The organism is Chryseobacterium sp. CT-SW4, assembly GCF_048572715.1.
In the GTDB taxonomy this organism is placed as follows: Bacteria; Bacteroidota; Bacteroidia; order Flavobacteriales; family Weeksellaceae; genus Chryseobacterium.
Genome location: NZ_CP183840.1, coordinates 626,227 through 646,930, shown reverse-complemented (window position 1 = coordinate 646,930; position 20,704 = coordinate 626,227). Strand labels below are relative to the sequence as shown.

The 20,704-nt window shown below is 37.8% G+C and carries 9 protein-coding genes; 5 read left to right on the top strand and 4 right to left on the bottom strand.

Going from position 1 to position 20,704, the window contains the following annotated elements; genetic code table 11:
• Positions 1 to 177: 177 nt before the first annotated feature.
• The 5 genes from ccoN to ABJ974_RS02830 all read left to right on the top strand — a co-directional run bounded on the left by ccoN (position 178) and on the right by ABJ974_RS02830 (position 12,103).
• Positions 178 to 2,457: a cytochrome-c oxidase, cbb3-type subunit I gene (gene ccoN, locus ABJ974_RS02850; RefSeq protein ID WP_419869877.1), complete on the top strand. Its 2,280-nt coding sequence runs from the start codon at positions 178 to 180 to the stop codon at positions 2,455 to 2,457.
• An 18-nt stretch (positions 2,458 to 2,475) separates the two neighbouring features.
• The gene (locus tag ABJ974_RS02845; protein WP_419869876.1) at positions 2,476 to 3,363 is read left to right on the top strand and encodes a c-type cytochrome; all 888 of its coding nucleotides are present in this window, start codon (positions 2,476 to 2,478) and stop codon (positions 3,361 to 3,363) included.
• Between the two features lie 431 nt (positions 3,364 to 3,794).
• Positions 3,795 to 8,816, top strand: coding sequence for a translocation/assembly module TamB domain-containing protein (locus ABJ974_RS02840; protein WP_419869875.1), 5,022 nt, complete (start codon positions 3,795 to 3,797; stop codon positions 8,814 to 8,816).
• Positions 8,816 to 11,143: a translocation and assembly module lipoprotein TamL gene (gene tamL / locus ABJ974_RS02835; RefSeq protein ID WP_419869874.1), complete on the top strand. Its 2,328-nt coding sequence runs from the start codon at positions 8,816 to 8,818 to the stop codon at positions 11,141 to 11,143. Before ABJ974_RS02840 ends, tamL begins: the two co-directional genes overlap by 1 nt.
• Before the next feature lie 12 nt (positions 11,144 to 11,155).
• The gene (locus tag ABJ974_RS02830) at positions 11,156 to 12,103 is read left to right on the top strand and encodes a YihY/virulence factor BrkB family protein (protein ID WP_419869873.1); all 948 of its coding nucleotides are present in this window, start codon (positions 11,156 to 11,158) and stop codon (positions 12,101 to 12,103) included.
• 88 nt (positions 12,104 to 12,191) lie between these two features.
• Here the strand turns inward: ABJ974_RS02830 and argS are convergent, their stop codons facing one another.
• From argS to ABJ974_RS02810, 4 genes are all read right to left on the bottom strand, one after another.
• Positions 12,192 to 13,952, bottom strand: coding sequence for an arginine--tRNA ligase (argS, locus tag ABJ974_RS02825; protein WP_419869872.1), 1,761 nt, complete (start codon positions 13,950 to 13,952; stop codon positions 12,192 to 12,194).
• 118 nt (positions 13,953 to 14,070) lie between these two features.
• On the bottom strand, positions 14,071 to 15,498 hold the full coding sequence (locus ABJ974_RS02820; protein WP_419869871.1) for a SusD/RagB family nutrient-binding outer membrane lipoprotein: 1,428 nt from the start codon (positions 15,496 to 15,498) through the stop codon (positions 14,071 to 14,073).
• A gap of 10 nt (positions 15,499 to 15,508) precedes the next feature.
• The gene (locus ABJ974_RS02815; RefSeq protein ID WP_419869870.1) at positions 15,509 to 18,529 is read right to left on the bottom strand and encodes a SusC/RagA family TonB-linked outer membrane protein; all 3,021 of its coding nucleotides are present in this window, start codon (positions 18,527 to 18,529) and stop codon (positions 15,509 to 15,511) included.
• 613 nt (positions 18,530 to 19,142) lie between these two features.
• The gene (locus tag ABJ974_RS02810; protein WP_419869869.1) at positions 19,143 to 20,693 is read right to left on the bottom strand and encodes a SusD/RagB family nutrient-binding outer membrane lipoprotein; all 1,551 of its coding nucleotides are present in this window, start codon (positions 20,691 to 20,693) and stop codon (positions 19,143 to 19,145) included.
• Positions 20,694 to 20,704: the final 11 nt, after the last annotated feature.

The following is a 20,704-nucleotide window of genomic DNA, read 5'->3' as shown; positions in this document are numbered from 1 at the left end:
CAACTAGATTTCGACAAAGTTAATAAATACCTTTGGCAAAACATTATACATCTACATGATATTTATTCTTAATTGGATTAAGTTTTTAATACCATTTTATGCATAATAAAAAATTATTCATAAAAATCCAAATAACAATAAATAATCATAGACGCCTAAAAAAACATATTTGAAGTTATGGAGACTCAAAAGTTTAATTATGACAATACCATTGTCAGAGCATTTTTATATGCTACTATTGTATTTGGAATCATCGGTTTTATCCTGGGGCTTACGGCAGCATTAATGCTCTTTTACCCGGAACTTCCTGAATTCTTATTCGGTACAGATGATACCACCATTAAGAGTTTGGCTTCCGGAAACATCCAAGGCCTTATCAACACTCAAGGAGCTTTGGGCTTTGGGAGAATCAGAATGTTGCATACCAGTGCGGTGATTTTCGCATTCGTATGTAATTCGTTTTTCTGTGGAGCCTACTACTGCATGCAAAGACTGCTTAAAACTAGAATGTACAGTGATGTATTATCATGGTTACATTTCTGGACATGGCAGATCATGATTCTAAGTGTTGTCATTACTTTCTTAATGGGAATCAATACTTCTAAAGAATATGCTGAACATGAGTGGCCTATTGATATATTAATTACAGTTTCCTGGGTGATTTTCGGAATCAACATGTTTGGTACCATCGCCAAGAGAAGAGTAAGACACCTTTATGTAGCGATCTGGTTCTTTATTGCAACATGGATTGCAGTAGCTATGCTGCATATCTTCAACAACCTTGAAGTACCTTTATCTTTCACAAGCTGGAAATCCTATTCCGCATATGCGGGAGTAAAAGATGCTCTTGTACAATGGTGGTACGGTCACAATGCGGTAGCATTCGTACTGACAACTCCTGTACTGGGTCTGATGTATTACTTCATGCCTAAGGCTGCAGAGCGTCCGGTATTCTCTTATAAACTTTCAATTATCCACTTCTGGTCATTGATATTCGTATACCTTTGGGCTGGTCCTCACCACCTTCAGTATACAGCTTTACCTGCCTGGGCTCAGGCATTGGGAACCGGGTTCTCAATTATGCTGATCGCTCCGTCATGGGGAGGTATGCTGAACGGACTTCTTACATTGAGAGGTGCCTGGGATAAGGTAAGAGAAAATCCTATATTAAAATTCTTTGTAGTAGCGGTTACCTGCTATGGTATGTCCACTTTTGAAGGACCGCTTTTAGCTACAAAATCATTAAATAAAATCGGTCACTATACAGACTGGGTGATCGGACACGTTCACATTGGTGCTCTTGGATGGAATGGTTTCATGGCATTTGGAATTATCTATTACTTAGTGCCTGCATTATGGAGAACGAAAATATGGTCTGTGAAACTGGCTAACTGGCATTTCTGGTTAGGAACATTAGGAATTATCTTCTATGCGGTTCCAATGTATATTTCAGGATTCACTCAAGGGTTAATGTGGAAACAATTCAACCCGGATGGTACCCTGTTATGGAAAAACTGGCTAGACACCGTAACTGCCGTTGTTCCTTACTACAAAATGAGATTTTTAGGAGGTATCTTCTATCTTCTCGGAGCTATACTGATGGTAGTGAACGTAATCGCTACTGTAAGAAAAGGATCATTCCAAAAAGAAGTTCCTGCTGAAGCTCCTGCATTGGCGAATATCGGAAGTCACCGTAAAGAAGGAGAAGGAGTTCACCTTTGGATCGAAAGAATGCCAACTGTATTATCAGTATTAGCTTTTGTGGCTATCGCAATCGGCGGACTGGTAGAGATCGTCCCTACCCTTACGGTAAAAAGTAATCTTCCGCAGATTACGGCCGTGAAGCCTTATTCACCACTGGAGCTGGAAGGAAGAGATTTATATATCAGAGAAGGCTGTAATTCATGCCACTCTCAAATGGTAAGACCGTTCAGAGATGAAGTTTCCAGATTTGACGGTAAAAACGGACAGTATTCCAAAGCCGGAGAATTTGTGTACGACAGACCTTTCCTATGGGGTTCTAAAAGAACAGGTCCGGATTTACACAGACAAGGTGGAAGAAACCCTGATTCATGGCACTTTAAGCATATGTATAACCCAAGAATTACTTCTGCAGGTTCCATCATGCCACGTTTCCCATGGCTGATCACCAATGAGCTGGATCGTTCACAGATGATCGACAAAGTGAAACTTATGAAAAATTCATTTGATGTTCCTTATACCAAAGCTAATATAGATTCTGCTGATACATGGGCCAACAACCAATCTGCGGCCATCGTAAAAAGAATTTACTCTGAAGCTCCGGATGTAAAAGAGCAAATGGATAAAGAAAAAGCTTCAAAAGGATCTGCTTTCGTTCCTCTTGAGCAAAGAGAGATCATAGCCATGATTGCATACTTACAAAGATTAGGTACAGATATTAAAACTACTGATATCCAAACTGCAAGCGTAGAATAATCTTAAAACACAAGTACAATGAAACCAAGAACACCCATTTCAGTATATATAATCCTCACAGCCGGATTAACTCTTATGGCATTCGAAATGTTTGCTGAAGACAGTAAATATCTTACCTCACCTTATTTTTGGGTATTGCTGATTATCTCTACGATTTTGCTACTGATCATGAATACAGTAGGAGATCTTGTAGAAAACCAAAAATTCAGCAAACTGACTGAAGAGGAAAAGAGACTTTATATAGAAGATAAGAAAACACCTTATTTACAGAAATTATGGAATTCCGCCTTTAAAAAACAATCCCAGTCTGAGGAAAAAGATATCCTTATCGATCACGGATTTGACGGGATTACAGAATTGGACAACTCTTTACCAAAATGGTGGCTAGGTCTTTTCTGGTTCGGATTCATATTCTGCGCAATTTACATGGTAGCATTTGCCTTTACGGATTATGCTCACCCTGAGGCTGAATATGATAAAGAAACCAAAACCATGCTGGCAGCTATTACGGAATATGAAAAAAATGCTCCGGTGATCACACTGGAAACAGCAAAATATAATGCTGATGATATTGCAGAGGGTGAACAACTATTCAAAACCAACTGCGTTACATGTCATTCAGATGGAGGAAAAGGAGGTATCGGGCCAAACCTTACCGACGGATACTGGATCAACATACAGGAAAAAAGTCTTTTCAAAAACGTATTTTGGATGTTGGAAAACGGATCCCCTAATAATCCTACGATGAGACCATTCATTAAGGATGGAACCATTACTGGAAGAGATGCAGAAAAACTGGCAGCCTATGTGTACCATATCAACCAGGAAACAGCTCCTATCACTCCTGCACAGGGAGGAGCCGCTCCACAGGGTGAACAGACCAAATGGGAAGCCGCTAACGAATAAAATTGACACTATTTCTTAAGTATTTGCCCCCTTTTTTTAAAGCTAACAACATTTTGAATTGAATTTTCGCGAAAGATTTTTTGACAGTGAAACAAACATAAGGGGGCTTTTATTTTTAACAACTTATAAAAAATCCAGCTTTGGCTACCTGCTTATTTATATGACTAGATCATTCTCCATTGGTAATTCACTAGTTTTTCTTGACACTAAACTTGTATAAATTCGCAGCAACTATTCCACTTCACTTCAACTAAACTAAATTTGATATGTAGCCAAAGTAGGATTTTCTTTTTACCTTCTTTCTTGTTTTATTATTTCCCCGATTAAGGATTTTCTTTTTGATAATGTCTCTTTATTATAAACAAATAGTTTAAAATAATATCATTTTCAATGAAAAAGGTTTTATTATCTTTGTGTAAAGCCTATAATATTTGAATTTGAAACTAAACAAGAAAAAAATATTTAAGCGAGTATCAATCACCATTATCTCAATAGTGGTATTAATTACTCTTCTTCTCCTGAGTTTAAGACTTCCTTCTGTTCAGAATTTTCTGAAAGATAAACTTGTGGTATATCTTGAGAAAAAAATCAAAACAAAAGTAAGCCTGGAAAGAGTCTATATCGCATTTCCCAACAGCCTGGTGATGGAAAACCTTTATCTTAAAGGACAGGATGTAGATACTCTGCTTGCCGTGAAAAAATTTGATGTCGGCCTGAATATGCTCAAGCTGATCAACTCTACGGCAGACATCACTTCCATAGACCTGGAAGGCGTTCGCGCCAATGTGGTAAGAAATCCTGAAGGAAAATTCAATTTTGATTATATCATTGATGCCTTTGCCACTAAAGATGAGGAAGAAAGCCCTTCCAAACCGTTTATTATTTCTCTTGATAAAATAAATCTAAAGGATATTGGCGTTACTTTCAACGATCAGCAGTCCAGAAACGATATCAAACTTCACTTCGCATCCCTGGACACCCGGGTAAAAACATTTGATCTGGAGAAAAACTCTTACGCTATCAACGATATTAATCTTGACGGACTAAAACTAAAACTCAAGCAGGACCTGGTAGAAGAAGTTTCTAAAAAAGTGGAAGAAAAAGTAGATTCCCTGAACCAGCAGAAGCCCATGCAACTCGGCTTAAGAGGAATCAAACTCACCAATTTCGATATTGATTATGGCGATGATAATACCAAAACTTTCGCTAAAGTCAACTTTAAAGAGCTTAGCACCAAAGTCAATAAACTGGATCTCGAAAATAATGCTTACCATATCGGGAATGTCCTCCTGTCCGGAGCCAACATCAATGCAAATCTATATCTTCCTTCCGAAAATGCCAATCCGAAAACAACACAGGAACAGCCGGTCTCTACAGTTTCGGAAAAAGAGAAACCCATGTATGTTCTCCTCGGAAAACTGATCCTTGATGATGTAAAAGTAGCCTATAACAATACCGCCATTGCTCCCACTTCACAGGGAATGGATTTCAATCACCTCAACTTCTCCAAAATGAACCTGGAGCTGAGAAGCTTCAAAATGGAAAATAACGGGTTTGCAGGAACTGTGAGTTCTGCGGAAATCCAGGAAGCCCGCGGTCTGAATATTCAGAAATTCACCACCGATTTTGTATATGGAGATCAGGAAGCTTACCTTAAAAACCTTTATCTTCAAACCCCTAAAACAGTGCTAAGGGATGAAGTGATTCTTAACTACAACTCTATTGAGCAGCTTACTGAAAATCCCGGAGCCGTTAAAATATCAGCCAATATCCGTAATTCAAAAATCGGGTTTTCCGATATCCTGAACCTGGTTCCAACTTTAAAAAACACAGCTCCTTTTAATACCTATCCTAATGCTATTTTGAATGTAGATGCAGTAGCTAAAGGAAGTGTCAATGATCTGCTCATCCAGAATTTTAAACTTTCCGGGCTGGACCAGCTTAAAGTATCGGCTTCAGGAAGAATTAAAAACGCAATGGACCCCGATCATATTTATTACGATCTGAAAGTAGGAGAACTCTCTTCTTCTTCCAAGACCATTTATAATCTCGTTCCCAAAAATACCATTCCTTCCAATATTTCCCTCCCTTCATTCTTCAGTGTTCAGGGAACAGCAAAAGGAACAACCGAAGTGGTAAATACCAACCTCAAACTTACTTCAACATTAGGTAATGCTGCACTTGTCGCCAATGTGGATATGCGGAGAAAAAATCATGAGCTTTATGACGTGAAGGCCAACCTGCAGAATTTACAGGTGGGAAAACTGATCCAGAATAAAGACGTGGGAGCTATTACCGCACAAATCTCCACAAAAGGAGAAGGTTTTGATTTTAAAACGGCAAAAGCAGATGTAAAAGGACTCGTCAGCTCGGTAACCTATAACGGCTACCGTTATCAGAATATGAATTTGGCAGGTAAGATCAATCGTGGTGCTTACCAGGTTGCCCTAAATTCAAAAGACCCGAATGCTAATCTTGATTTAACGGCATCCGGTATGTATGATGAAAAGAAACCAACCGTTAAGCTCAACGGAAGCATTCATAAATTAGATGTAAATAAGCTTGGTTTCTACAGTGACCCGATGATTATAGCCGGAAATATCGATGGGGATTTCACCAACCTGGATCCTGATTATCTTAATGGATACCTGAACCTTCAGAATTTTGCCATTTCCGATACCAAAGAAGTATTCCCTATCCAGGAGTTTAATCTCAAAGCGGTTTCCACTGCGGATCTGAATCAGATCACATTCAATTCACAGATTGCCGATGTGGAACTATCCGGAAAATATAAGCTTACCCAGATTTTTGGAGCTTTACAGCAGACCATCAATCAGTATTATCAGTTTCAGAAGCCGGATCCTTCTCTAAAGATCGATCCTAACCAACATTTTACTTTCAATGCTAAAATTAAAAATGATGATCTGATCCGCAAGTTTGTCCCTGATCTGAAAAGTTTTGAAACAATCAACTTAACCGGAAATTACGATGCCGACACCCAAAAAATTGAAGTGGACGGACAAATTCCCCAGGTATTATATGGAAGCAACACCATCGAAAATGCTTCCCTTAAAATTACCAATGAAAATCAGGCTTTACAGTACACCCTCGATGTAGCTGCTCTTAAAAGTGAAAGCTTTGCATTGAATAAAGTAAATATTAACGGAGACATTGCAGACAACACCATCAATTATAACATCACTACTAAAGATGACAAAGATGTCACCCAGTTCCTGATCGCCGGAAATGCAAAATCCCTCAATGATATTACTGAAGTTTCCTTAAATCCGGACGGTTTAAAATTAAATTACACCGACTGGACCGTGGCTCAGGATAATAAAATACAGATCAGCAGCAAAGGAATCCTTGCAGATAATTTCAGGCTCTCCAATGCCGGAAGCGAAATTCTGCTGCAGTCGGAAACCGATACGCCGAACAGCCCATTAAATATTTCCTTAAAAGATTTCAAGATCGAAACCGTTACGGAAATGATTAAGAAAGATACGCTCCTCGCCCGGGGAACGATCAACGGAACAGCCCAAATCCGGGATCTGGCCAATAATATGACCTTCACATCAGACCTGAATGTGTCAGATCTATTCGTGTATGGCAGCCCCGTAGGAAACCTTGCGGTAAAAGTAAATAATAACACAGCCAATACCCTGAATGCCGATATTGCGCTTTCAGGAAATGATAATGATGTAAGGATAACAGGAGATTACAATACCTCTTCAAGCAGCTTCGACCTGAATATGGCGATCAATAAGCTTCAGATGAAGACTGCCCAGGGATTCTCCATGAATGCGATCAATAATACAGAAGGCTATCTGTCCGGTAATCTCAAAATTACAGGAACAACAGAGCAGCCAAGTATTTTAGGAAAAGTAAAATTCAATAATGTCGGATTAATGATTGCCCAGACGGGAAGTGATTTCAGAAATATCAATGATGAAATAGACTTTACCAGCAGAGGAATTGAGTTCAACCGTTTTAAGATCAATGATAAGGACGGCAACTCGCTCGTCGTGAACGGACAGGTTCTTACGCAAACTTATAGAGATTACACCTTTAATCTGGATGTAAATGCCAAAGATTTCAAAGTAGTAAATTCCGAAAAATCGAATGACGCTATGATGTACGGAATCCTTTCTATTGATGCCGGTCTTCATATCCGTGGGAACCTCGACCTTCCTAAGGTGGACGGCAGGCTCGCCGTAGCCGATAATACGGACTTTACCTTTGTTCTTCCTCAATCTTCCCCTTCCCTACAGGAAAGAGACGGAATTGTAGAGTTCATAGACCAGGATCAGGTAGCACTTAATAAAACCATTAAAACAGATTCCATCAATACGAAAAGTAAAATCCAGGGAATGGATGTAAGCGTTAATATTGAAGTAAGCAAAGAAGCCAAAATGTCGATTGTAATTGATAAAGCTAACGGAGATTTTGTAAAACTTCAGGGTGAAGCCGAATTAACAGGTGGAATGGATGCTTCCGGAAAAATGACCTTAGTAGGGGTTTATGAGGTAGAGAAAGGAAGCTATGAAATGTCCGTAAGTATATTGAAGAGAAAATTTGATATTCAGAAAGGAAGTACCATCACCTGGACAGGGGAACCTACTTCGGCTATTATGGACATTACAGCCGTTTATAAAACTGAGGTGGCTCCTATTGATTTGGTGGAACAGCAACTGGAACCTTCTGTGGTCAACCAGTATAAACAGAAAATTCCATTCAGCACTTTACTGAAAATGAAAGGTGAACTTCTGAAACCGGAAATCAGCTTCGATATCACTACAGATGAGAAAAACAGTTCTGTATCATCTGATGTCACAACTACTGTTAATCAAAAACTTATTCAGCTGAGAACCCAGGAATCCGAATTGAACAAACAGGTTTTTGCTCTATTATTATTAAACCGTTTCATCGGGGAAAATCCTTTTCAAAGTGATGCCGGGGTTTCTGCCGAATCTATGGCCAGACAGAGCGTTAGTAAGCTTCTATCCCAGCAGCTCAACAACCTGGCGTCAGGATTGATTAAGGGAGTGGATTTAAATTTCGGACTGGAGTCTTCCGAAGATTATTCCACCGGAGAAAAAAATACGAGAACCGACCTCAATGTTGATATCAGTAAAAAGCTTCTTAACGACAGGCTGAAAGTTACGGTAGGAAGTAATTTCGGATTGGAAGGTGACGCTAGACAAAATGAGAACACTACGAACATTGCAGGCAATGTAACCGTAGATTACAGCCTTTCCAAAGACGGAAGATATATGCTCAGAGCTTACCGTAAAGATGAATATCAGGTGGCTCTTCAGGGGCAGATCATTGAAACCGGTGTCGGGTTTATCATTACACTGGACTATGATAAGTTCCGTGATATATTTAAAAAATCCAGAAAAAACAGAGCTAAAAGGGAAAATAAAAATAACGAAGTGGTAGAATTTAAATAATGGGAAATCGATTCAATATATATATCAGATATTTGTTGGCTTCGGCACTTACCGCAGTTAGTATTTCATGCAGTAACACAAGGTTCCTGAAGCCGGGTCAAATGCTTTATGTAGGCGGAGAAGTAAAAATTGAAAGTGACAGCCTTTCTAAAAGTGAGAAAAAAGAGCTTCAGGCTGCTTTAGAGGAAAATTTGGTTCCTAAGCCTAATTCCACTTTTTTAGGATTAAGACCTAAACTGTATTTCTATAACACCACAAAAGAACCTGAAAAAGATAAAGGTTTCCGCTACTGGAAGAAATATAAATTGGGTGAAAAACCTGTACTGCTAGGCGATGTAGACCGTGAATTCAATAAAGATATTATCGTCAACTACTCGGAAAACAAAGGGTATTTTAATGCCAGGGCTACCTATGATACGGTTTCTAAAAATAAGAAGGCAAGAGTAATTTATACCCTAAAGCCGGGAGCACAATATTTAATAAGTAATGTAAAATTCCAAAAAGATTCTACCAATGTCAATTCGGAAATCCAGAGAGTGGCGGACCGTACTCTTTTAAAACCCGGAAATGCATTTGACCTGGAAGTAATCAAATCAGAAAGAGAGCGTATTGATAACAGCCTGAAGGAAAGAGGTTTCTATTACTTTCATCCCGATAATATCATTGTACAGGCGGACAGCACTGTCAGTAAAAATCATAAGGTGGAGCTTAATGTAAAATTAAAGGATGACACTCCCGATCTGGCCACCCAGCAATTCAGCATTGATAAAGTAGTTGTTTTTCCCAACTATAATCTTCAGGATGTGAAGCAGGGCAAATATGATGTTCCAATGAATCCGGACTCTCTTTCAAAATATGCCTATCAAAATATTTATGTCATAGACCCGCAACATAAATTCAAGCCTAAAATTTTTGACAGGGCTTTATACTTTAAACAAGGGGATCTATACAACCGTACCAATCATAATTTGTCTTTAAACCGTCTGATCAATCTGGGTGTTTTCAAATTTGTGAAAAACGAGTTTGTGGTTTCAGATTCTTTACAACATAAGTTTGATGCTTATTATCTGCTTACTCCAAGAGAAATGCAGTCTTTACGTCTGGAAGCTTTAGGAAGAACCAATTCCGCAAGTTATGCCGGTAGTGAATTGAACTTAAACTGGACACACCGAAATTTTTTCCGGGGTGCAGAACAATTTAAAGCTGCGATCTATGGAGCTTTTGATGTACAGATGGGCGGATCTTCGGAAGCTAAAAATATGTACCGGGCGGGAGCTAATGTTCAGCTATCCATTCCCAGGATTGTTGCCCCGTTCCGTTTTCATTCTTCCAGTGCCTATGTACCAAGAACGAATATAAGTTTAGGGTATGAATTTCAGAACCGTACTCAATATTATACCCTCAATAACTTTACTGCTTCTTTCGGGTATGTCTGGAAAGAAAATGCAAAAAAAGAACATGATTTAAAAGTGTTGGATGTGACTTTAGTGTCGCCGGCCCATGTAACGGAATTATACCAAAAGGAAATTGCCAACAGCCGTTCCCTGCAAAGAGCCGTTGAGAAGCAGCTTATTTTCGGGCCTACCTATTCTTATACGTATACCAACACCATGCTGCCAAAGACCAATACCATTTATTACAAAGGTACTTTAGACCTGGCAGGAAATATCACAGGACTTGTGACAGGAGCCAATGCCAAAAAAGATAAGCAGAAAAATATTTTTGGAGTTCCTTTCAGCCAATATGCTAAAATTGAAAATGATTTCAGATTCTATCATAAGTTTTCAGAAAAAAGCAATTTTGCGTCAAGAATTATCGCCGGACTCGCTTATCCTTATGGTAACTCCGAGGAAATACCCTTTTCCAGACAGTTTTTCGTAGGAGGAAGTAACAGTATCAGGGCATTCAGAGCAAGAAGCTTAGGTCCCGGCAGTTTTGATCCTAGAACTTTGAATCCTAACTTTGCCTTTGATCAGTCCGGAGACATCAAACTGGAAATGAATGCGGAATACCGTGCTAATCTTTATAAATTTTTAAATGTAGCCGTTTTTGCAGATGCAGGAAATGTATGGCTAATTAACGAGGACACTGACAGACCGGGCGGTAAATTCTCCAAAGATTTTTTAAATGAAATTGCGGTGGGTGCCGGAGTTGGTCTAAGACTTGATTTCTCTATTCTGGTTTTAAGATTGGATTTAGCAATGCCTCTGCGTATTCCTTATTATGAAAAAGGAGACAGATGGACATTTGACAGGATTAATTTTGGAGACAGAAGCTGGAGAAAAGATAATCTGATCTTAAATATTGCCATCGGATATCCATTCTAAAATTTTTAATATATGATAACTAGAGCTAAATTTTTCTGGGAAGTTTTAAAAGAAACCTTTGCGGAATGGAATAGTTCTTCTGCATCAAAGGATTCAGCAAGCTTAGCTTATTATGCTATTTTTTCTATCCCGGGCCTATTAATTATAATCATCTGGATTGCAGGAAATTTCTTTGGGGAAGAAGCTATTCGCGGTGAGATCAGCAATCAGATCAGTGGACTTATGGGGGCAGATGTAGCCAAAAGTATTGAGAATATGATCGCAGGAGCCCTGATTGATAAGCAGAATATCATCATGAAAATCGTAGGGGTCGGGTCTTTAGTATTTGGTTCCACCACTTTATTTTTCCAGCTGCAACATTCTTTAAATACGCTATGGGATGTGGAATCGGCTCCTAAAAAAGCGCTTATTAAATTTCTTCTGGACAGAGCGAACTCCTTAGGAATGATCCTCATCCTTGGGTTTCTATTAATGATTACGATGGTTCTCTCTTCCCTTATCAGTGTTTTTAATAAGCTGATCACACAATATTTCGGGCTGGAGACCTATATGCTGGTAGAGCTTGTCAATTTTGCTATTGGGTTTGGGGTGGTCATGTTGCTTTTTGCACTCATGTTTAAAGTTCTTCCCGATGTGGAAATAAGTTGGAAGCCAGTATGGAAAGGAGCTTTTCTTACAACCCTCCTGTTTACGCTGGGAAAGTTTTTGCTTAGTCTTTATTTTGGAACAGCCAAGCCAACTTCTGCTTTTGGTACGGCGGGAACGGTAATCCTGATCATGATGTGGATCAACTATTCCTGTATGCTGATTTTTTTCGGTGCTGAATTTACTAAAGTATATACTTATAAAAAAGGCTATGAAATCACTCCTTCCAAGCATGCGAAATGGAGTAAAGCCAAGTTGTATGAGGAGAGCCATAAGGATGATACTCAGAATACAGCTCCGGATTTAAATACCTAAAAAGTTTAAAGCTAAACTGTCATTCAAAGCGAAGCGAAGAATCTCACATATCAAAAGATTTTTCGCTTCGCTCTGAATGACAGAAGTATTACATTCTGTTCACGGTTCCTATCCCCAGTAATTCCAGTGATTTTTTAATGGTCTTAGCCGTTAAATCGGATAAGTTCAGACGGAACTGTTTTATATTTTCATCGTCCTGATTAAGGATCGGATTATTCTGATAGAAAGAGTTATAAGACTTCACCAGGTCATAGACATAATTAGCCAGCAATGCAGGACTTAAGGATTCCGCTGCTTTTGCCACTACCGCTTTATAATTGGTAAGCTGCATAATGAGTTCTTTTTCAAACTGGTTCAATTCTACATCCGCAGTTTCTTTTTCCTGATATTCAGCTTTAGAAAGTAAAGATTGGATACGTGCATAGGTATACTGAATGAATGGTCCCGTATTTCCATTAAAATCAATACTTTCTGCCGGGTTAAACAACATTTTCTTTTTAGGATCCACTTTAAGCATAAAATACTTTAATGCGCCCAACCCTACTGTTTCATAGGAAGCTTCACGATCTTCTTCCGATAAGTTTTCCAGTTTCCCCAGCTCCTGTGCTTTTGCCTTAGCTGTTTCATACATTTCCTGCATCAGGTCATCAGCATCCACTACGGTACCTTCACGGGATTTCATTTTTCCTTCCGGAAGCTCAACCATTCCGTAGGATAAGTGATAAAGCTGATCCGCCCAGGAATATCCTAATTTTTTTAATATTTTAAATAAAACCTGGAAATGATAGTCCTGCTCATTTCCTACGGTATATATTAATTTCTGAATATTATTTTGTTTAAATCGCTCCACCGCTGTTCCCAAATCCTGGGTCATATATACGGAAGTACCATCGGAACGCAATAACAGCTTCTGATCAAGCCCTTCATCCGTAAGATCACACCATACGGAGCCGTCTTCTTTCTGATAAAGCACTCCTTTCTCCAGTCCTTCCTGAATAAGGTCTTTTCCTAAAATGTAGGTATTACTTTCATATTGAATCTGATCAAAATCCACTCCGAGTCTTTTATAGGTTTCATTAAATCCGCTATACACCCATGAATTCATTTCTTTCCAAAGTCCACGTACTTTTTCATCTCCATTCTCCCAATCCAGCAACATTTTCTGAGCTTCCTTCATTAGCGGGGCATCTTTCTTAGCCTCTGCTTCATCTATCCCCTGCCCTACCAGCTCCGCAACTTCTTTTTTATAGTTTTTATCAAATTCCACATAGTAATTCCCCACCAGCTTATCTCCCTTAATGTGAGTGGTTTCAGGGGTTTCTCCATGTCCAAACTTTTCCCATGCCAACATGGATTTACAGATATGAATTCCACGGTCATTAATGATCTGTGCTTTAATAACATCATATCCTGCCTCTTTAAGAATCTGAGCTACGGAAAATCCTAATAAGTTATTTCTGATATGCCCTAAATGCAAAGGCTTATTGGTATTCGGAGAGGAATACTCTACCATTACGGTAGCATTCTTCTTTTCAATGGCTGAAAAATTTTCGGCAACAGATCTAAAATTATCTACAAAAAACTGATTTTTAACTTTAACATTCAGAAAGCCTTTGACCACATTGAAGCTTTCCAAAAGATCCGTATCTGCCGTTAAAGCATCTCCAAGCTCCACACCAATACTCTCAGGATTTTTCTTTAATTGTTTTACCAAAGGAAATGTAACAATGGTAAAGTCTCCTTCATATTCGGTTTTATTTTCCTGTACTTCCAGCTTTATATCTTTTAACTGATATATATTTAAAATAACCTCTGAAAGTTTTTCTTCTATTATATTTTTAATATTCATGTGTCTATATTCGTTTTTTTAAAGGTTGTTTATAACCTGCTAAAATTTTGAAGTACAAATATACGGAAATAACAAAACCGCCCGAAGGCGGTTTAATCTTAAATATATTTTGGCATTGTTAATTTACATCCCAGAATAGTTTTGTAGTGGCCTGATCTCCTCCGATTGCATTGGCTGCAGCCGTTACATTAGCACCATTCAATACATATTCCTGATCAGAATAAGGCATTCTGTATGGTACGGAAGAAAGGTTAGATGTTGGCGGGTTCACAAGAGTAGGACTATCCAGACGTCTTGTAAAGTTCCATGCTGCAAAACCTCTGTTGAACATTGCTATCCAGGCTTGTACTCCAATTGAACTTTTCCAGTTTGAAGCATTATAAGGATTAGCAGCCAGATAGGTTGTAGTATCCGCGGCGCTTACTCCGTTTTCATTCATTGAAGCTGTAACAGCAGCATTATAAAGATTGGCAGCTGTATCTCCTACAGAATATCCTCTAGCAGCTGCTTCAGCTTGTAAGAAAAGAACTTCTGCATAGCTTAAGAGGTTTGAGGATGTTCTCGAATCTCTGAAAAAGCTGCTTAACTGCGAATAATTAGTATAAGGATTATTAAAATCTCCGAATACACCTCCTATATATGCACCGTTTACTTTAGTAAACCAAACTTCCATTCTTGGATCTGAAAGACCATTCATCGTATTGATCACCAATTCACTAGGAACAAAGTCATTTCTATTGGAAGCTACAAGATTATCAAATACCGGATTGGTGAATGTACCTCCATCGTAAGCAAATTTATAAGCTTCCGAATCAGAAGAAATAACACCTGCCGCTATAGCAGATTCTGCTGTAGATCTGGAAAGAGCTGGCTCTACATCTGCTAAATTCATAGCAAGACGTAATTTGATGGAATTGGCAAACTTCACCCACTTCGTCATGTCTCCACTATATACTAAATCTCCTGAGGAATAACTATCTGCGGAAACATTTACAGACTGTACCACATTATCAATTCTACTGATCAGATCTAAATAGATGGTTTTAGCATCATCATATTTAGGTAAAAAAGTTTGGTCTGTGTTTAATGCTTCAGAATAAGGAATATTTCCGTAAGTATCCACTAAATTCTCCCATACAAAAATCTGTTCAATTTCTAATATGGCTAATTTATTTGCTTTAACATCCGCGTCATTCACTTCATTTTCCAGAAACGTTTTAGCTTGTTGTAAATTATTCAGAGAATATACATACATTCTGTTAAAATGATTACGTGGCTGATTACGTGTTACCAGGTCATACTGAGTTTCCTGGCGGTATTGAGTTTCCGACCATTGCTGAGTGAAAAACCGGTAGTTATTAAAATTCACACTCGGATTATCCATATAATAAGAGGACTGATATAAGGCAGTCGCCAGTAAGTTCTCTGAAGGAACTACTGAAGGGTGTTTAGGATCTTCATTCAGTGAAGTTAAATCACTTTGACATGAAACAAAACCTAAACTTACCGATATAGACAGAAGACAGACTTTTATTGCTTTTTTCATTTTCATCTAATTAAAATTTAAACGTTACGTTAACACCAACATCTCTTGTTGTTGGTAAAGATCCAATAGACCACCCATAAGAATAGATTCCTCCTCCGGTCATAGCTTCAGGGTCAGCGTATGGTAAGTTTTTATGGATAATCCATAAGTTTCTACCCACAATTGACACTTTAAAGTCATGTATTGTTGTTCCTGCAACAGAGAAAGTTTTCGGGAAAGTATATCCTATACTCGCTTCTCTTAGTTTTACATATGATCCATCATATACGAATTCACTGGCAGGCTGTGTTTCATAACCATAATTACTTCCTGTAGCATATTGGGATAAAGCAATATTATTAGGCGTTCCGTCCGGTAATACACCCGGAAGAATTACATCCTGATCTCTATAGCTTCCTATTGCTGTTTCTTTATATAGACCAGTATCCATACCATAATACATATCTGTAGAGAAAATATCCCCACCTTTACGGATATCAATTAAGAAGCTTAAAGTAAATCCTTTATAGTTAAAGCTGTTTCTTATACCTCCGATCCAATCCGGCGTAGTATTACCAATAACCTGATTGGATTTTGTTTGATATATTCCCGTGTCAGGGTCAATCACTTTTTGCCCATTTAAATATACATAATCAGTACCTACCAAGGTTCCCCAAGCTTCACCTACTCTAGCATTTAGAGAAACACCTCCCTGGAAACTATTTAATAAATAATTATCAACTCCTGCAGTAAGTTCTTTTACTTCATTGGTATTTTTGGACCAGTTTGCATCAATATTCCAGGTAAAGTCTTTAGACTTAATAGGAACTATGCCTAATGATACTTCGAATCCTTTGTTGTCTATTCTTCCTGCATTTACCATCTGTGCCGTATATCCTGTTCCTGAAGATACAGGAAGAGCAATGATTTGATTAATAGACTTAGATTTATAATATGCTAAATCTACTGTTAATCTATCTCTGAAAAAGTGAGCTTCTGTTCCTACTTCAAATTCTTTAGATCTTTGCGGCTTTAAGTTTTTCTCAGCATTGGTAAGAATAGTATTATATATCGCTGTGTCGCCACCATAAATACCTGCTGAAGAATAATAATTAGCAAGTCTGTAAGCATCAGCTGTTCCCCCTACTTCTGCATAGTTAGCTCTTACTTTCCAGAAATTCATCCAGTTTTTAGTATTTAAAATCTCTGAAAGTATCAAGGATCCTGTTATGGAAGGATAGTTGTAAACATTATTTCCTGCTGGCAAAGTGGAACTTTGATCCACTCTCCAGGTAGCATCCAAATAAAACTTTTTATAAAAGTCAAAGGAAGCCGTCACATATCCGGAATTGGTTTGAAGTGTCCATTCTGTTTCTTGTGGAGCCAAAACTGCACCTTTTGAATTAGACAAAGCATAAATTCCAGGAACATTTAGTCCTCCTTCAGTAGACGCATACATAGAACTATAAAAATTTCTTCTGATATTTCCTCCTAAGACTCCGGATACATTAATATCATCCGTAATATCAAATTTATAGTTAAACATTAAGTCATAGTTGGTTTCAGTCGATAATATTTCTCTTCTTGCATATCCTGAAGATACATCTTTACCAGACGCTCCAAAAGGCTGAGCAATAGACCCGAGAGCTAACCTGTTGTCTATGGTAAGATTGGATCTATCATAGGAAACTTTACCCATTACTGAAATATTTTTCAATAAATCGTAGGTTAACTGTGCGTACGTGAAATTTCTGAATCTTTTATCCGAGGTATAGTTTTCGTAAGCCTGGAAATAAGGATTATTCCAATACGCTGCATCATCATTCGTAGCCGATTTTCTATTCCAGGAAACGTTTCCATAGTTATTAGCAGCACTTGCATTGGCTGCATTTTGGAAATAAGATTGCTCCAGGGCTTTTACATCCACATTCGTTTGCCACCACTGTCTGAATCCTGTAACCGTATTATCGGAATATCCTGTAATACTTCGCCCTTTAGTATCCTGTAAGGTTAAAGTAGAGTAAAAGGATGAATGTAGTTTAGGTGTGAAATCATAGTTTACTTTTAAAGAGAAACTATTTTTGTTAATATGAGAATTAGGCATCAGACCATCTGACATCATATTATCATAAGTAAAACTAATGTTCTGCCCTTTCTGTCCTTTTTCCAAAGTCACAGTGTTCGTATAAGTGGCGGGATTATTAAAGAATGTAACAGGTCCATTCTTTGCAGCTACCCAAGGGGTTGCCTTTCCATAGTTAGGGGAAGTAGGATCAAAGGAATCCCATTGATACACTAATAAATTAGGATCAAATTTAGGTCCCCATGAAGCATCATCACCGAAATTGGCATAATTGGTACCATCTGCAGCCTGGGAACTGAAATTTTGCTGATATCCCGCTCCATATCTCGTCTGATATTCAGGGAAAGTAGATTTATCGATAAATCCCACCTGTACAGACGAAGATAAAGTAACTCCCCAAGAGCCATCATCTTTACCTTTACCGTTTTTGGTTGTAATTACAATTACCCCATTTAGACCTCTCTCTCCATACAGAGCAGATGCTGCTGCTCCTTTCAACACGTTGATAGACTCTATATCTTCCTGGTTAATATCAGATAAAGCATTTCCATAATCTACCAGACCGTTAGAAGTATTTCCTGCTCCTGCCTGCGTCATTGTGTTATTTACCGGAGATCCATCAATTACAATGAGTGGGTTACCTCCTTGTAAAGATTTAACCCCCCGGATCAGCAAGTTTGCAGATCCTCCAAAGTTATTATTAGTAGTAACATTAAGCCCCGCTACCTTCCCAGAAAGCTGTGAAGCTATATTTCCGGTATTCGTAGTTCCATCAGATAGAGCGCTTGCTTTTATTTCCTGAGAAGCATACCCCAATGATTTTTTCTCTCTTTTAATACCCAGCGCAGTTACTACTACACCCTCAATATCTTGTGTTTTTACAGAGTCATTCTTCTTTTGCTGTGCATGTACGACCGCTATCGAAGAAGACAATACCAACACAAGTACTCCCGTCGTTAGTTTCTTCATATCAAATTTTTATTTTAGAGTCGCTACAAATTTGTAAAACTTTATTAAATACACAAAACAAATTCATAAAAAACTGTTTACAATTCAAAATTTTTGAAAAATAGATAACATATTTACACAACAATATGTTAAAAAAAAGATATTTAACAAATTATAACCATTTTAAAACGCACTTATTGGGAAATGTACAGAAGAACCAAATACCAGTATATTTTTAAGTATACAATAGTTATAAACACAAAAAAAGAAACATAAATATCTAATAAACAAATAATTAAAAATATAATTTATTTTTCATTCCCTATAATTTGCTCAACAAAAATCTCGAACAAGCTATGCAGAACATATATTTTTTTCTCTTAGAATTTCCAGTTTTAACATAATCATAAAAAAGGAGCTATTAAAAATGGTTCCTTTTTTGCACTTTACAACTTCTGATTTTTTTAAAAATAATAGATCAAAATATTTCAAATTGCATTAGCAGCATATATGCATACTTAACACTTTCTTCATTTTAAAATTCAGGAATACGGTTTATCTTAAATTATTAAAAAAATTACCATCCCTTAAAAAGAGATGGTAATAAAAAATATATTAAAATTTAGTTTACAAATTAGTTCTGGTTCCAGAATGGAGTAAATTGATTTTTAGAAAATGCATCTGAATTGGACATATTCGGTACATTTCCTGAATTACTGGTATACTCAGATAACGGATAAATTAATCTATATGGCTTATTGGCCTCCTGCGCTCCGATAGCTAAAGGAGTTTCCGGATATCCAGTTTTAAGATAATTAATGTAAGTTTCTACTGATCTTAAATTAGCTAAAGAAACCAGTCTTTGATACTGAATCGCAGCAATTTTATTAGGTGCCCCCGCCCAACCATATGGCTTAGCTGATAAATTAGTCAGATAAGTGGTAGCCTGAGCTGCCGTTAAACCATAAAATACAAAAGAAGATTGTACAGCCGCCTGATATCTGGAATACGCATCAAATGTAAAGATCGACGGATAAGTCACTGCAGCTTCAGCCAATAATAAATTAGCTTCAGACCCAAGCATTAAGTACCCATCCATCCCTCCGTTTACCGAAGCATAATTGTTAAATTTCCAGCCCAGCCAAGAAAATTGAGATTCAGTTTTTGTCTGGTCTCTCTGAGATCCCTGAACAATTCCTGAAACCGCTCCTCCTACAGCAGAGAACTGTCTTATTCCTCTAGGATCCGTGACTCCACTTGTATTCGGAGAAGTTCCGTTTACATAGGCAGCGTAATTCGCAGAAGCTTTAAGTAATCTCCATCCGTTTGTATTGATAGAGCTATCATCATAGGTAAATCTTCCGTAATTAGCATACATAGGATTCAAGCCGGCAGCTGTTCCATTATTATACCCCGGTTGAATAACCACATCACTGGTATAAAAATCTGCAATAGTCGATCCGCTAAATGTTTGCAACTGCTGATCCACAAAACTTCTTACAGTAGCATCCGTTACTTTCGACTGCCTTAACAACAAACGTAATTTTACGTTGTTCGCAAATAATTTCCATGAATCCATATCTCCTGCAAAGATTACATCTTCACTGGATCTTACTTCATTAACACTCGTTACGGTAGTATTATCTATCAAAGCTATAGCTTCATTAATTTCCGTTACCAGACCTTTATAAATTTCCGATCCTTTATCGTATTTTGGCGTAAGGTTAGCCTGTCCTTTAAAGGCCTCACTATAAGGAGCATCATTATAAAAATCTACAATATACTGCATATTATATGCCTTCAGAATTTTAGCAATCGCAACATGCAATGGTAAACCGTCAGCCTGTCCGTTATTGATAATTGTCTGAAGATTTCCTGCATTCAGATAAGATGAATTCCAGATCCCATTTGCAAAATTATTACTAATCGCCAAACTAAATTCCCTGGAAAAAGGATTAGCAAAATAATAATGATTTCCAGCCCACGTATTGGTCCACACATTAGACAATTGATTCATAGTACCAGACTGTACAGCATAAACTCCTGTCTCTGCCGCCGTAATCATCTGTCGAGGAGAAATCTGTGACGGATCCACATTATTCGGAGAGATATTCTCATCCATCTCTCGACATGATATGGTAAAAGCCGCCAAAGCTATAGTTGAATATAAAAATATGTTTTTCATTTTATTAAAAA

Excerpts from the sequence above, each read along its gene's own strand:
- ccoN (WP_419869877.1), top strand. The coding sequence starts at position 178 with ATGGAGACTCAAAAGTTTAATTATGACAATACCATTGTCAGAGCATTT.
- ABJ974_RS02845 (WP_419869876.1), top strand. The coding sequence starts at position 2,476 with ATGAAACCAAGAACACCCATTTCAGTATATATAATCCTCACAGCCGGA.
- tamL (WP_419869874.1), top strand. The coding sequence starts at position 8,816 with ATGGGAAATCGATTCAATATATATATCAGATATTTGTTGGCTTCGGCA.
- ABJ974_RS02830 (WP_419869873.1), top strand. The coding sequence starts at position 11,156 with ATGATAACTAGAGCTAAATTTTTCTGGGAAGTTTTAAAAGAAACCTTT.
- argS (WP_419869872.1), bottom strand. The coding sequence starts at position 13,952 with ATGAATATTAAAAATATAATAGAAGAAAAACTTTCAGAGGTTATTTTA.
- ABJ974_RS02820 (WP_419869871.1), bottom strand. The coding sequence starts at position 15,498 with ATGAAAAAAGCAATAAAAGTCTGTCTTCTGTCTATATCGGTAAGTTTA.
- ABJ974_RS02815 (WP_419869870.1), bottom strand. The coding sequence starts at position 18,529 with ATGAAGAAACTAACGACGGGAGTACTTGTGTTGGTATTGTCTTCTTCG.
- ABJ974_RS02810 (WP_419869869.1), bottom strand. The coding sequence starts at position 20,693 with ATGAAAAACATATTTTTATATTCAACTATAGCTTTGGCGGCTTTTACC.